The organism is Aquimarina sp. AU58, assembly GCF_900312745.1.
Lineage (GTDB): Bacteria > Bacteroidota > Bacteroidia > Flavobacteriales > Flavobacteriaceae > Aquimarina > Aquimarina spinulae.
Window position 1 is genome coordinate 346,029 of record NZ_OMPD01000009.1, and the last position, 15,961, is coordinate 361,989.

General features: G+C 32.4%; 12 protein-coding genes. 5 read left to right on the plus strand and 7 right to left on the minus strand.

From position 1 onward, the window contains the following. Window positions 1-80: 80 nt before the first annotated feature. The 3 genes from DK441_RS08185 to DK441_RS08195 form a co-directional block, all read right to left on the minus strand. On the minus strand, window positions 81-3,587 hold the full coding sequence (locus DK441_RS08185) for a caspase family protein (protein ID WP_109098282.1): 3,507 nt from the start codon (window positions 3,585-3,587) through the stop codon (window positions 81-83). A 97-nt stretch (window positions 3,588-3,684) separates the two neighbouring features. After that, a complete protein-coding gene (locus DK441_RS08190; protein WP_109098283.1) occupies window positions 3,685-4,398 on the minus strand; it encodes a hypothetical protein in 714 nt (237 codons plus the stop codon). Between the two features lie 10 nt (window positions 4,399-4,408). Then, the gene (locus DK441_RS08195) at window positions 4,409-5,071 is read right to left on the minus strand and encodes a hypothetical protein (protein ID WP_109098284.1); all 663 of its coding nucleotides are present in this window, start codon (window positions 5,069-5,071) and stop codon (window positions 4,409-4,411) included. A 202-nt stretch (window positions 5,072-5,273) separates the two neighbouring features. Here DK441_RS08195 and DK441_RS26490 point away from each other — a divergent pair, with 202 nt between their 5' ends. The 5 genes from DK441_RS26490 (at window position 5,274) to DK441_RS08215 (ending at window position 12,053) form a co-directional block, all read left to right on the plus strand. Continuing rightward, on the plus strand, window positions 5,274-5,438 hold the full coding sequence (locus tag DK441_RS26490; RefSeq protein WP_159099322.1) for a hypothetical protein: 165 nt from the start codon (window positions 5,274-5,276) through the stop codon (window positions 5,436-5,438). Between the two features lie 57 nt (window positions 5,439-5,495). After that, window positions 5,496-7,445: a hypothetical protein gene (locus DK441_RS08200; protein WP_109098285.1), complete on the plus strand. Its 1,950-nt coding sequence runs from the start codon at window positions 5,496-5,498 to the stop codon at window positions 7,443-7,445. A 9-nt stretch (window positions 7,446-7,454) separates the two neighbouring features. After that, window positions 7,455-8,123, plus strand: a complete 669-nt coding sequence (locus DK441_RS08205; RefSeq protein ID WP_109098286.1) for a response regulator — start codon at window positions 7,455-7,457, stop codon at window positions 8,121-8,123. Window positions 8,124-8,403: 280 nt separating this feature from the next. Beyond that, window positions 8,404-10,008: a PKD domain-containing protein gene (locus DK441_RS08210; protein WP_109098287.1), complete on the plus strand. Its 1,605-nt coding sequence runs from the start codon at window positions 8,404-8,406 to the stop codon at window positions 10,006-10,008. Between the two features lie 89 nt (window positions 10,009-10,097). Further along, window positions 10,098-12,053 (plus strand): OmpA family protein, encoded by a 1,956-nt coding sequence (locus DK441_RS08215; protein ID WP_109098288.1) that lies wholly within the window; start codon window positions 10,098-10,100, stop codon window positions 12,051-12,053. Window positions 12,054-12,137: 84 nt separating this feature from the next. Here the strand turns inward: DK441_RS08215 and DK441_RS08220 are convergent, their stop codons facing one another. The 4 genes from DK441_RS08220 to DK441_RS08235 form a co-directional block, all read right to left on the minus strand. Beyond that, window positions 12,138-12,701 (minus strand): 3'-5' exonuclease, encoded by a 564-nt coding sequence (locus DK441_RS08220; RefSeq protein WP_109098289.1) that lies wholly within the window; start codon window positions 12,699-12,701, stop codon window positions 12,138-12,140. A gap of 150 nt (window positions 12,702-12,851) precedes the next feature. Next, window positions 12,852-13,385 carry a tetratricopeptide repeat protein gene (locus DK441_RS08225; protein ID WP_025663029.1) on the minus strand — a complete coding sequence of 178 codons (534 nt, stop codon included), beginning with the start codon at window positions 13,383-13,385 and terminating at the stop codon, window positions 12,852-12,854. Between the two features lie 3 nt (window positions 13,386-13,388). Beyond that, window positions 13,389-14,084 carry a peptide chain release factor H gene (prfH, locus tag DK441_RS08230; RefSeq protein ID WP_109098290.1) on the minus strand — a complete coding sequence of 232 codons (696 nt, stop codon included), beginning with the start codon at window positions 14,082-14,084 and terminating at the stop codon, window positions 13,389-13,391. 136 nt (window positions 14,085-14,220) lie between these two features. Beyond that, a complete protein-coding gene (locus tag DK441_RS08235) occupies window positions 14,221-15,612 on the minus strand; it encodes an RtcB family protein (protein ID WP_109098291.1) in 1,392 nt (463 codons plus the stop codon). Between the last annotated feature and the right edge of the window lie 349 nt (window positions 15,613-15,961).

Below are 15,961 nucleotides of genomic sequence, written 5' to 3' on the forward strand. Positions count from 1 at the left end.
TTTCTTTAAGACCAAACTAGTTTTATGCCAGACTTAACCAAAATATACGATATTTTAGCTTGATGTTTACTCCTCAGTGATTACCACATCCTGAAGTTATTATAGATATTATTATGTCTGATTAATGGAATATTTTTGTTGAATTTACTTTCAAAAGGGTCTTCATTACTTTTTGTTGTACAATATTGAATAATGTCTTTACAAAATTCCTGAACTGTAACTTTCTTTCTGGAGTTTATGAGCTCTAAAATAGCAAGCGTTATTATTCCATTTCCTTTAGTATTACTTTCATAGTATTTGTTAGTTCCTTCTGAAGCAGAAATAACCGTAGTACCATTGGTTAATTTTAGGTCCTCAAAAACTTTTCTCATTAAATTAACAGCTTTTATCTCTTTTATTGTATTAGCTTCGAAAACCTCACCAGAATAACATGTGTTTAATATGAGTAGCCTGTTTCTGGATCGTGCATTTCCCAGAAGGTCATCAAAATCAGTATAAGTAATACCTGTGGTGGTAATATTATCAATTTTTGAAGTACTTGTACAAAAGAAATATTCATTTTCTGCTTGAATTGCATGACCAGAAACAAAAAATAAGATCACATCGTTTTCTTTAGCTTGGGATAAAAACTCAGAAATTTGCTTTAAATTATTTTGGGTTACCTGCTCATTGATTAAGCTTAATGATTTTATTGTGGCTGTATTAATTTGTTTAAAAGCTTCTGCTATTTTTTGAGCATCTTTTGAAGAGTTTGGAGTGTTTTTTAGGTACTGGTATTCTGAAACTCCTAAGGAAACGATATACAAATCAGAAGAGATGGGTTGTCCTACATATTCTATATGTATTTCCTCCTGGTCAGAAGATGTTCCCTGTTCATTAACTACAGATATCAGGATTTTGTTTTTTCCATTAGATAAAACCAATGGGATAGTTTCAGAAAATGATTTTTGTTTTAAATCATACCCCAGATCTCTAATCCAAATACCATTAACACTAACCTGAAGGTTTTTTAAAAGATATTTACGATCTATTGCCTTTACATCAATATCGATTACCTGGTTATCTGTTTTGTTGGGTAATAGTGACTTATTTGTAATGGTAAGCTCTGGTGCGTGGATACCAGATTGCAATTCTTCTTCTTTTTTACCAATTCGTTGTACCCTTTTCTTATATGCTAATTCATAAAGTTCTTTAGTACTATAGATGCTATCGCTTATGGTTTCTTTTATAGATTCTATGACCAAATCGGGTCTATGGTATTTTAGATCGAATTGCTCAAAACCGTATGTTCTATTATTTTTAAATAAGGATACCAACTCGTATCCTTTTCCTTTGTTGAAGTAGTTAAGATCATTATCTATAATCAAACTACTGGTCATGTCTTTATGAAAATACTTTGAAAATATTTTTTTAAAGTTTTTAGAAAAAAATTCTAACCCTGTATTGCTACTTACAATTAGTGAGTCTGATTGTCTTATATCAAAATGATCATAATTCAAATCAAGAAAAGTTTGTTTTCCTGATTTAAGATCGACCAAAAGGTTTTTTTCTTTTCCATAAAATAAAATCAGAGATTTGTTTAAAAATTTTAATTTTCGGGATAGTTTGATTTTTTCTTTACTTACTGAATGTGAAGAGTTTATTTTTAATTTATTAATAGCTTTTAAATCATTGTAATTTCTTATTTCAATTATATAATGATTATCTATTTCGTTTATAGAACATAATAATTTAGAAAATCGACTAAATGAAGAATTACCATTTACATTATTTAAAATTTCTTTCAAGGACTTAGAATTAATATCATATAGATAAGTTGACCACCTTATATCTACTTCGGTATTAAAATTCTTAACATTAAAACTATTAATTACTATTTTTTGATTGTCTTCTGAAAAACTGATATCGTTTATGGCATACATAGGGATTTTAATCTCTCCGTTCTTGGTTATTGATTGATTATTGATTTGATATAGATTTACTTTGGATAAAGATTTATTTTTAAACAAATTTTTAAATTTTTTTGAGGAAGGAGGAATCATACTAAGTTTATTCATTTTACTTACATCCAGATTACCTTCATTATTTAAAATTGCTGATTCTTGCATACTCAAATCTGGATTTTCAATAATGGCAATATGTTTAAGTTTATTGCTTATAAAAATTGGATCCGAAAGGGGATAAGGCCTTAAAGTTTTAAGGGGTATAGAGTCAATTATTTTTAATGGGTTTATTCCTAAAATTTTTAGTTGATCTCTAACCTTGATAACTCCGATCCCAGCATTAAGATCATATTTGAAATCAAAGTTTCTTGTTCCATCATTTCTTTCTTTTATTTTATCGATTACTTTTATTTTTTTGAAATCATATTGAATAATATGATTTCCTTTTTTATAAATTATTGTAGAATCTGATGTAAAAAAGGGATACGTAACAGGTAGGATATTTGTGCTAAAAATTTCTTGCTGATTATGTTTATAGTTCCATACCCAAATTTGCCCTCTTCCTTTAATACTAAAATAAACTTCATTTTTACCTTCGTTTACTGAGATATTTGAAATTTTTAAAGGAGGAGTTGTTTTTAATTTATTTTTCTTTTTTGAAATTTTAATTGGCTTCATTCTATTAATCAAATTCCCCGATTGTATATCCCAAATAGAAATAGAATAATCAGCATTTATGGTCGCGATTAATCTTTTATTTATTATTTCAACTTTTAGAAAGCCAATATTAGAATTACTAATACTTCTTATGATGCCAGATTCAAAATCAAATAATTCAGCATGTTTTTTACCTCTTAAGGAGATATTATTGACTAATAATTTTTCATTCAAATTTTTACTAGATGGTTTATATTCGTTAATAAGAGTAAAGTTATTTATTAGATTTGTCATAATACAGCCATAATTAAATCCATTCGACTTTTTTGAATTTATAAGACTATAATTTTCGATACGCCACTTTTGAAAGATGACAGGAGAATCTTTTGTGCAATTTTCTGCAATAAATAAATCAAAATATTTTTCATCATTGGTAAACTCTAAATCAAAAACAAAAGAAAATAAATTCTTATGTGGTTTTTTTAGAGTATAGTCTATGCTATACTTGTTCTTTTCTTTTTTATAGAAATCAATAGTTTGATTAATTATTTTACCATTTTTTATTATACCGAACTTTTCTCCTTTTTTATCAAATTTTATGATATCAATAATATCTAATTTTACGGTTAGGATAGGTTCTCTTTGTGTAATTTCATAAAACACACAGAGACTCTTTTTTTTGTTTGTATTTTCTTTAAAAACATAGAATATATCACCAGAATAGTTAAGGCCAAATCTATGTGCATTATTTCCAATTTCCTTTTTGAATAAAATTCTTCTTGAAGAAATATCCCATATTTCAATGTCTTCATCAGTTAAAAAGGCTATTTTAGATTTATCCCCACTTAGTTTAAAGTTAATACCAAAAGGAGGCCCAGAAATGCTAAAGTAATTAGACTTTTGAATTATTATAGTACTTTTTTTTTGAGAAAAAGCACTATTTATTTGAATAATAAGCAAAAAGAGAAACAGTAGCTTTAGTCGCATTTTTATTTGTGTTAATGTAGTGAAGTATATATTATAATGGCAATCTATAAATATAGTTCTTAGAAGACTTGCGGCAATCCGCAAACAACCGCCAATATTACATTTCTACCATAAAAGGCTCTGATTGGATTATTTGCCCGTTGGTGAACTTAAAATTAATATGTAATAATACTTTAACTCTTTCAAAACTACCGTTCCAATGTTCTGAAGAAAATAACCTTAGATTTAATGCAAGTCCGCCATCTTTTACCGCATGCGCCTGGTTTAATTGCAATATTTGTTCCTGACCAATTTTAGTAATATCGATAATCAGTTTTTCTCTTTCGTCTTTTTTATGGTTAAAATAATCACGATCGGTACTTAAGGGGATTTTAGCATGATATACATAGGCAGAAACTTCATTGATATGATAGATAGTTGTAGTACTCTGAAGCTCAAAAGCAAACCTGATTTCTGGTGATGATTGTACATACTTACCGTAACATGCTTTCAGGTTTTCTTTCCAAAAATTAGAAAACTCCTTACCTTTTTTATATTCTTTTTCTATTTTTTTTACTCTTAGATCACATGTTGCAGTATATAACTTTAGATTGTCGTCTGGAGAAAATTCAAAACTTCGAATTATGTCGGGAAATATGGAGAACAAGCTATCCGAAACTACATGATTTGTAAAAAGATCTTTTGGATATGTTTTTTCGATATAATAATCGGTGTGAAGCTCTGTTGCCAGAAGTTTGATTTGTTGCTCGTTTTGAGCCGATATGTTTTCGGAAATTAGAAATATACCAAGTATAAGATATAGGTGCTTCATATTGTTTAATTCAGATTTTTGATAAGATAACAGGAGCCATTGACCTCCAAAAAGGTAGTACTTCTATAATTTCTGCACCAGGATATTCCTTTCCATCTTGTTCTTCTAATGAATAATAGTATAACTCAGTCTTTCCTATAGATAGCCAGGTATTAAATTGATATCCATTCTGTTTGGTAAGTCTTCCTAATTCAGTTTGGTTATTCTTGTCTATTACAAAAACAACAATTTCTTTATCTTGTTCAGAAGTTATGTGTACTCTTCCAAAAAAAGAAAAAATAAAGAGGATTATCAAAATGAATAGTGTAAAAGTTACCAGCACTATTTTTTTTAGTAGTTTCTTTTTTGATGTTTTAGGTTCTTCTTTTACGAGATCTATTCTTTCTAATGAATCTGTTGATTTATCTATAAAATCCGAATAGTTTTTGTATCCTAAATATTGTATTAAATATTTAAGAGTAATTTCTGAGGGGGTTCCTCTTTCTTTTCCTTCTATAAATTTTTCATATACCCGTTTGATAGTTTTGCTATCGATTGTACCTTCTATTTCGGGAGTGTGATCTAGAGTATCTGAAATATGGTTACAAATAGCATTTTTTGTAGGATTGCTAAGTTCTTTTTTAGCTTTCTCAAAAACTAATAATGCTATTTTTTTGATAACTTCTTGACTCATAAAGTAAAATTACAAATTAATTAGACATCTCTTAAGTACTGTATTTATTGGTGTCCAAAAATTGTCCACAACAAGTCCATGCTTTGACAATCCCAACATACAATCTCTGCATTTACTTTGTTCTCGTAGTTACAAGATAACGTAGTGTTATCAATCATATGAGAGGCCTCTCATTTTTTCTAACAATTAAATGTTTCAAAAGATGAGAAATTCAATTAAATTTTTATTTGCAATGTTAATGGTATTAAACCTTGGGATTATTTCCTGTACAAAAGATAGTTTGGCAGAGGTTGAAAAACTAGAAAATATCAATGCAACAGAAGGTGATCAAGGTGAGGTTATAGAAGAACCTGATGACGAAGACTAAAATTTATAAAAAAAAGAAAGGCTGCATTTTATATGCAGCTTTTCTTTTATATCTTTAATGATAAATCAAAGAAAAGTGAATTATAAGGCTTTTATCCTTTTCCTTACCCCCTTTTTATTTTCCTGTCATAATAAGCACACCACAAGCCCTAATCTTGGCGATGTGTATTTAGACAGTATTGTTTATTATTATGATGTATCAAAAGATAAAGCACAAACGATAGGTAACAGACAACAGGCAATCGATAAAGCCTATCGACAGGTCGTAGCACAACAAAACGATACCTTATATGTTAAAGTGCTATATCGAAAAAGTGTGCTTCACTATTCGCAAAAACAATATGATAGCCTTACGTATTACAATGATTTATTATTGGCAAAAGCAAAGGAATCTGGTGACTTATATTATACAGGAAAAGCTAATTATCTAAAAGCATATTATCTTCATGCCATCCAATACTCATTAGATAGTTCTTTTTATTACTATAATAAATCAAAGAACAATTTTTTAAGTATCCCAGATAGTAGCCAGGTGGGTAGGCGTTTGTTGAATATGGCTCATATTCAACAAAATTGTAGTGATTATTTTGGTAGTAAGGAAACAACTACTGAAGCCTTGCAATATTTAGACAAACAAAAAGACACTAAATATTTTGCTTCTCTATATAATGTATTAGCTATCAATAATAAAAAACTTTTAAATAGAGAAGATGCTATCAAATATTATAAAAAAGCTATTGAAATTACGAAATCAGATTTACATAAATTGGTTTATAAAAATAATTTGTCTTTGTTATATGCAGATAATAAAGAGTATGAAAAAGCAATTATAGTATTAAGTTTAATTCTTAAAGATTCTCTCATTCAAAGTAATCCTACCCAAAAAGCACGAATAATTGATAATTTGGCATATGTAAGATGGCGTAAAGATACGATAGATGTAGAAGATAAATTTCTGGAAGCACTTGATATCAGGATCAAACACAATGATCAATCAGGGTTGATAGCGAGCTATACCCACCTGGGAGAGTTTTTTTTGCAAAGGGATAAAAACAAGGCTACATCCTGGTTTCAAAAAGCGATCCGAACGGCTAAAAGGATCAAAAACCCTAGAGGAGAACTAGATGCTTTACGGTTTTTAATGAGAATACAATCAAGTGACGTTGGTATAAACAGGTATATTAGATTAAGCGATAGCCTTAAGAAACAGGAGTTACAGGTAAAAACACAGTTTGCCAAAATACAATACGATGGCCGGTTAAGATTTGAAGAAATTGAAAACCTGAAAGTGATGATGACAAAGCAACAACTGGAAGTTTCTATCCAAAGAACTCAAAAAATTGTATACCTGTTAGCAGGAATTATATTGCTACTCACAATCGTTTTTTTTGGTCATTATTTAATCCGAAAACACAGAAAAGAAAAAGAAATAGAAGTCTATGAGACCGAAAAAAGAATTTCTAAAAGGATTCATGATGAATTGGCTAATGATATTTCTCACTTAACCAGTTTTGTAGAAAAAACAGAAGATATCCCGATTGTTTCTACAAAAGAACTGTTGGGAAACAAGTTGCAAAATATATATCTGAGAGCAAGAGATATTTCGATAGAAACAGCAACTGTAGATGTTGATGAGTTTGAAGGAGAACTGATGAATCTGATACAACAATACAATACTAGTGATGTAAGTGTAATCACTAACGTATCAGAATTTGAATGGACTGCGATACCGGACTATAAAAAAATAGCAGTATACAGAGTTTTGCAGGAACTTTTTATCAATGCCAAAAAACATAGCCATTGTAAAAGGATAACATTGATGGTAAAGGACAGTGATAAGAAAAGGGTGATTAAGTATATAGATAATGGAAAAGGGTGCAATATTGGCGTTATAAAAACAAATGGATTGGTAAATGCGGAAAATCGCATAGAAAATATCAAAGGGAAGCTTACTTTTGAAACAAGCCCTGAACAAGGATTTAGAGCCACTATAGTATTTCAAAAATAGAGCGTAGTGATGTTTAAAAAAATACTGATCGCAGAAGACCAACAAAGTATAAGTAGAGGACTACAAAGTACCTTAACAGAACTTGATATCCCCTACATTGAAACTGCTGATTACTGCGATAATGCATTACTTAAGTTAAAATCTTCTTTACTTAAAAACGTTCCGTTTGATCTTTTGATTACAGATCTATCCTTTAGAGAAGATCATAAACTAAGAAAATTATATTCTGGCGAGGACCTTATCCGGCAAGTCAGAAAAATACAACCCAACCTCGATATTATTGTTTTTTCTATAGAAAACCGTGTAGGAGTCATTAAGAAACTAATTGATGAATATGGGATTAATGGGTACATCTCAAAAGGAAGACGAGAAGCAGAAGACATGGGCAAGGCTATACAATCAATCTTACAAGGTACCTCGTATTACTCCGAGGATATTGTAGCATTACTTCGCAACTCGAGTAACATATCAGAGGTAAGTACATCTGATAAATTAATCCTTGGATTATTAGCCAAAGGACTTAATCAAAAACAGATTTCTGAACATTTTAAAGCAAACAACATCCCTTCTGGTAGTAAAAGAAGTATAGAATATCGATTGCAGGATCTTAAAATACTCTTTGAAGCCGACACTCTTCCTCACCTTATTAGTATTGTAAAAGATATAGGACTGATTTAATATCTTTCTAATGTAAAATTAGCCAATTAAATCACTCTTTTTGCCTTATACTTCATATTAAAAATAAAACGTAGCTATGGTTATGATTGATTTTTAGTATTCGTCTAAAACAAAAATTTTCGACTTTCCTTTTGAGTATTTTCACATCAGAACTGGTATAAGCCTTTTTTAAAAATATTCCTGTTGCGCATTTCCGCAAGCTATTGTCTTGTATAGCTTTTATTTTTGATGCAATTCACATAAAACATTGATTTAGAAATAATTATCAAAAATTAAAACTATGAAAGCAATATCGCATATAAACCAATTATTATTTTGGTTTTTGAGGAGAACCAAGTACACTATAGCAACTCAATACAATTACTTTAAAAAAACAAATCAAAAACTGTATACATCAGGATTATGTTTACTTCTACTTGTGGTAGCAGGAGCATGTAGTGAAGATGAATCAGATCCGGATATAGACCCTCCAACGTCAAAAATTACAGTAAGTGCAGAAAATATAAACCCAGGAGAAGAAGTTACATTTACCAGCGCATCAACAGGTCAAGTCGATAAAATCGAATGGATATTTGAGGGAGGAAATATTTTAAGTTCAAACAAACCTACAGTAAAAGTACTTTATGCGAACGAAGGTAGTTTTAAAGCAACCCTAAAAGTTTCTAATTCGGCAGGATCTGATGATGATCAGAAAACTATTCAGGTAGACAAAACAAATACTGGAACTAATTTAAATGCAGATTTTAAATCAAATATTCGAAATGTAGCTGTTGGTTCTGAAGTAACTTTTTCTGATATGTCATCGGGAAATCCGAATCAATGGAGCTGGTCTTTTCAGGGAGGAACTCCTAATACTTCTACTATCGAGAACCCTAAAGTAGTTTTCAATCAGGCTGGTGTATTTCGAATTTCTTTAACCGTTTCAAACGATCAGGATTCAGATACCGAAGTTAAAGATAACTATATATCTGTTTTTGAACCTGCCAATGCGGCTTTTACTTCTGATGTTACAGAAATCATTGAAGGAAATACAGTTGCATTCACAGATCAATCTACAAATGCAGGGCAATGGTTATGGACTTTCCCTGGCGGAACTCCAGAAACCTCTACAGAACAAAATCCGGTAGTACAATACGATACTTCTGGTACATACTCAGTAACACTAGAGGTAAGTAACAGTGATAGTACAAACTCGATAACCAAAGAAAACTTTATTCATGTCAAGCCCGCTATAGATATTATATCAGATTTGATAGCACATTATAAATTTGATGCTAACCTTACCAATGAGGTTGATGCTGGTGATCCGGGTATTGCACAAGGAAATGTTACCTATATAAATGACCGAAACGGAAACAGTAATGCCGCATTATCTTTTAATGGAACATCAGGCTATGTAAATTATTCGAACCCTATACCTGGTCCGGATTATATAGGAGACTTAACATTTTCGTTTTGGATGAATACAGCAAATATCAATACCGAATCTACCATTTTGGGGTTATTCTCCTCAAAATCATACATCGATATTAGAAAAGTAAATGATCAAATTGAATACAGGGTCATGTTTAGAGGTAATTCAGTAGCTTCAATAAGTATCACGGAAATTGTAAAAGCAACGATTCCTGCAAATTCATGGGTACACGTAGCCATACGACATAAAGCTACAGATGTTTTCGAGATTTTTATCAATAATAAACTTTCAGGAAGAGAGGAAATAACAAGAGCACAAATAACTGAAAAGTCTGAAAACTCTTATATGGGAGCAAAAGATACGGGGAGTTCTGATCAAATTGAATACTATGAAGGAGCACTCGATGATCTGCGTATCTATACAAGAGCTTTAACCAATGATGAGATTAAAGCAGTGTATGAAGAGCAATAATTAATATGTAATCGAAATGATGACTACAAAATCAGATTTACCTGTCGGGGAAACAGATCTGATCTCTATCACAATACAAACATAAATACATGAAAAAAACAAGTTATTATATTGCCATTATTGTCATTGTAGTATGTCAATTGGCACAGTCACAGATATATGCAGAGACAACGTATAGTTTTTCGATACTTCATTTTAGAGTCAACATGAAAAACGTAGAGAGCTATGAATTTTTTGTCGCTGATAAAAGCGTCTATAAAGCAACTCGTAGTGGGCATATCAACTTTGGAGTACATGGAGAACTAACCATTGATCTAAAAATAGTAGAAACCTTACTCAACGGAAAACAACGGACTTTAGAAAAAAAAATTCCATTAAAACATTACCAGATTATTTCAAATGGGAATTGGCATAATGACTTTTTTTGGCGAATAAAAAAAGGAAAAGATATTGGAAAATGGCAATTTGGGCTTTTTGCTGTTTTTGGGTCAAAACATTTAACCCGAATTAATGTGTATAATGAAAACGGCCGTACTTTTTTTGATCGATATGATAGAGAAAATATTGATGAAGATGATAAAATCACTAAATATGATTATAAAATTGGTACTGATAACTATGTTTTAATCAAATCTTTAAATAGTAGACATGATGATTATTTTCCTATGGTCAATCCTTCGGCAACCAAATTATATTTTACCAGTCAACGAGGAAGTAGATTTGGTAACCCGGGAAAAGAAGATCTATATGTTGTAAATTTATACGAAGGAGGAATCGGGCAGGCACAGTTGCTTCCCGAACCATTAAACTCAATAAAAAACGAGGGAGCCTCAACTTTTACTGGTGATGGGCAAATTATGATCTTCGGTAGATGTAATGCTCCTGATGGTATGGGAGGTTGTGATTTGTATACCTCATCATTAAATGGAGAAACCTGGGAAATTCCTAAGAATATGGGGGCAGTCATCAACTCTTCGAGTTGGGATGCACAACCTTCAATCTCTGCAGATGGATCAAAACTGGTTTTTTCTTCCGGTCGAGCGGGAGGATACGGGCATTCTGATCTTTATATAAGTCATAAGAATGAATCAGGAGAGTGGAGTATCCCCAAAAATGTTGGAAATACTATAAATACTGCTAGTGAAGAAAAATCTCCGTTTTTAGCACCAGATGGTCGTACCTTATATTTTAGCTCTTCGGGGCATGGGGGGTATGGCGATACAGATATGTTTAAAACAGTACTTATTGATGGAGAATGGTCTGAGCCTGTTAATATGGGTAGTGTTATTAATACTCCGTATAAAGACCTATATTTTACCACATCGGCATCGGGAGATTATGCATTTTTTGCCTCAGAAAAACCAGGCGGAATAGGAGGAAAGGATATTTATCAAATTGGTTTACCGCCCGATATGAAACCCACAGCAACAACTATTGTAACAGGTTCTGTATGGGACAAATCTCAAAACCCTATCGAGGCTAAAATCGTCATTCAGGATTTATTAACGGGTGACTATGTAGGGAGTTCACGTAGTAATCCTAAGACAGGCAAATATACTGTAATCTTACCTGCTGGACGAAGCTACAGTATGACGGCCAGTGCAGAAGGAAGGTTCTTTAATTCACAAAATTTTAGACTAGATGATCAATCCGAATATAAAGAGGTAAACAGGAATATTATATTGGAAGAGATAAAGGTAGGTGCCAAAGCCAGATTAAATAATATATTCTTCGATACTGGTAAGTCTAATTTAACTATAGAAAGTAGGTTAGACCTTAATAGAATAGTCAAAATGATGAAAGATAGTCCAACTATGATTATGGAAATTGGAGGGCATACTGATAATGTAGGTGATGAATCTCTAAATATGTCATTATCACTAAAAAGAGCTCAGTCGGTGAAGAGATATTTGGTCGAAGCCGGAATCTCTTCTGATAGATTAGAAGCAAAGGGGTATGGTGAAAACGAACCTTTTACAACCAATTTAACAGAAGAAGGCAAAGCATTAAACAGAAGAACCGAATTTTTAATCAAAGGGTATTAGTATAAATTGTAAGATTTTAGCATTGTTTTGATCAATAGTAAAGCCAGTTATTTTTATAACTGGCTTTTTTATGAATGAAAAACATTAATCATTCGAATCATTATCTTGCTGAACACACCAATGTAAGATTTTAGCAATATTTTTGGCATCATCGACTCCTCTGTGATGCGTTCCTTCCAGAGGGATTTTTAAAATTCCTAATGCACCTTTCATTCCAACCTTTCTTCTTAATCCTTTGGTTTCAGAAAAAAGCGCTTTCACATTAATATGATTTTGTGATAAAGGATACTCCATTCTTCTGTTAGCACATTGCTTCTTCATCATATTTAGATCGTACTGCCCATAACTCGCCCAAGTGTATTCATGACCCTTGTATTGAGCTTTTAGCATTTCACAGGCAGCTTCAAAAGAAATTCCTTCTTGATCTACTAATTCTTGAGTAATCGTAGTGAGTTCTGTGCAAAAAGAACTGACTTCTGATCGTTCGGGCTTAACTAATATCCCTTCATTTTTAGAAATGCTTCCCGTTTGCGTATCCAAAAGGCAGATTCCTATTTCTATGATTTCATTGACCTGATCTGCAGGAATAGGTCCATTCCAGCAGGTAGCTTCCAGGTCTATGATTATAATTGTATTTGTTGTTTTCATTTTTTGTGTTTTTATTACGAGGGCCTAAAAAGTCATTATATTTTGATTTGTCAGGTTTAGCTTGTCGAAATCCATATGAATTACCAGTAAGATAAAAATATTTCGACAGGCTCAATATGACATCGAATTTACTTTTTAGACCCTCGTGCTTTATGATTTCTTTGTTTTCTTTTTAGAAGAAGACTTATCCTTAGCTTTTTTTTGCTTTGGCATTTTATTTTTAATTCGCTCTTCCTCTTCTTTTATATCATTAATAAAATGATTATTGTAGGCATTTTCTTTTGCCAGCTTCAGACATTTTAATGCTTTTTTATAGTTCTTTTTTTGCTCAAAAAGAATTCCTTTTTTTAGATATAACATCGCCTTATCTGTTCCCTTTACGGTTAGGGCAAAGTCGACTAGTTTTTCGGCTTCTTCATAGTCTTCATTCCAAAGTAAGACATTGATATATTTTGGATATACATCTAATGCATACATATCTTCTGCCAAAGCTTGTTGATAGTACTCTTTTGCAACCTCATAGTTTTTCAAACTTTCTGCATATATCTGACCCAAAAGACTTAATGCAATTGGATTTTTTTCATCATAAGACAATGCATAGTTCAAAGATTCTACAGCTTCCTCTAAGTTATAAGGATAAGCGTCTAATGCCTGAAATAAATATTTGTCTAGTAAATTACTCATTTTCTAATTCTTTAATTGATTGTGTAAATCATTTTTTAATTGATTTCGTTTGTTTTTAAAGGTTTTTGTCACTTTTTTCTTTTTAAAATCCGTTCCTTTAAATACTCTAATCGGGTTACCACGTTGAACATTTAGGTGGTTTTCCCATTCGTCTGAGACCGATTTTTTTAATTGTTCTAACTGTGCTTCGGCTACTTTGTTTTTTAATCGTTCGACAGCAATTTTTCGATTTTGATGTTGTGAACGACTATCCATTACCACTACACTTGTACCTGTAAGTTTATGTGTTGCTCTAACTGCAGAATTTACCTTATTTACATGCTGACCTCCCGGGCCCGAACTTCGCATCGTTTGAAATACAATATCTTTTTCTGCTATTTTCTCTATGGGTATAAGATCTAGTTCGTAGATCCCGATAAACCAGTTTTTTCGTTTATGATATTTACGAAAAGTTGAGGTTCCTATCCATTGTACAGTTCCTAACCAGGAACTTACCAAAGCGTTTACTTGATCGCCCTGCAGTTTTAGTGTTGCAGATTGTAATGTGCCGTTTTCGATACCTTTTACTCTCTGTATGATGCTATAGGTTACTCCTGTATGTCGTATATCATCCAAAAAATACTTAAGTACCTGGGCTACGACCCAGCAACATTCTGCCGGACCTCTTCCTGCTGTTATTTGTATAATTTTTTGATTCATTTTATTGTTTTTTACAGACCTCACAGGTTTTAAAACCTGTGAGGTCTTAATTTTGCGTTAGGGATTGAGGCTTTGTTGAAGCTCCTCGCCGAGAGCGACTGCCGAAAGCCCGACCCTTTGGGTAACGCCCTAACTTTTATTTATCCATTCGAACAATTTTTGGTGTAAATGTTCCAACAATTTCTACGAGTTCTTGTTGATTTGCCATTACTTTTTCGATGTTTTTATATGCCATTGGAGCCTCATCAATTCCTCCTCCTATAAGTGTTACATCATGCGCTTTTAACTGCTTTTTGATCTCACTTCTTGTAAATTTCTCTTTGCACTTTCTACGTGAGTGTAAGCGACCAGCGCCATGTGATGCAGATTGTAAACTTGCTTCGTTTCCTAATCCTCTTACGATGTACCCTGGGGCCGTCATAGAACCGGGAATAATCCCTAATTCACCTTTGGCAGCCGGTGTAGCTCCTTTTCGGTGTACAATGCATTCCTCTCCATTTACTTCTTGTTTCCAGGCAAAATTGTGATGATTTTCAATTTTTGCTATGGGTTTTGACCCTAATAACTTTGCTATCCTGGCATGAATATCATCATGACAAGCTTGTGAATAATCACCAGCAAGATTCATCGCCAACCAATATTCCTGGCCATCGTGAGTATTTAAATCTAACCAGGCCAATTGTTGTACATGCTTTGGTAACGGGCATTGCTTGGTAGCTAAATACGTATAGTGTTTGGCGATATTGGCTCCTAACCCTCTTGAGCCGCTATGTGATAACACTCCTAAATATTCGCCAGTCTTCAACCCCCACTCATTAGCTGTATCGGTAATTGTAATTACTCCAAACTCTACAAAGTGATTACCACCACCCGAAGTACCTAACTGCTTATACGCTTTGTCTTTCAATCTTTTGACTAACGGGATGGTTTTAAATTCATCTCGTTCAAAGATCTCATGATCATACTTTACCTTATGAGTTTCATACATCCCGAACTTGGTATGTTCAGAAAGTATATTCTCTAATTGATGCTTTTTTCCTTTGAGATATGAGATTGCTATTGGATAGACCGTTAAACACATTCTACATCCAATATCGACTCCAACTCCATAAGGAATCACAGCATTCTTTGTTGCCAGTACTCCTCCGATAGGAAGACCATATCCGGTATGTGCATCTGGCATTAAAGCTCCTGCAGTTGCAACTGGTAATTTTAAGGCATCAAACAACTGGTATTTTGCCTGTTCATCAATTTCATTATCACCATAGATTTGGAAAGGAGATCGAGTTGTTTTCAATGCATGCCTTTTGACCTCTACGGGTTTTAATAAACTCTCTGCTATTTTCCCCCAAATACCATCACCCTGGTATGCTTCTGGATTAAGCAACACTTTTTTGGCTTCAATTAATATATGTTCTTTTTTTACTCTCTTCTGATATCGATTAATCTGACCCAAAGTCACATTAATACTATTATTCTTTGGAAAGCCTAATTTAATTAGATCCTTTCCGCTTAGTTTCTTTCCCATTGGTACAGGTTTTAATATTTGTCAATAATGAGTGGTGTAATGAATTTTCATTACTGACATAAACTTGATAAAATGTTTCGAGAGATTTTATTGTGATTTTGACTGCACTTCGACAAAGCCTGTCCTGAGTTTACCGAAGGGCTCAGTGTGACAAAATTGTAAAACAAAAAGTCCGAAACTTTATGGCTTCGGACTTCTTCTCATATATAATGGAAATTATCTACTGGTGAAGTCCCGAAGCATACTCGTAAAAGAACCTGGTTCTTTTGGAGTGTGGCAATATAGGTTTGTAAAAATCATATTACTTCGGTTATTAAAGATTAACTATTATGGTTTTGCAATTTATAAA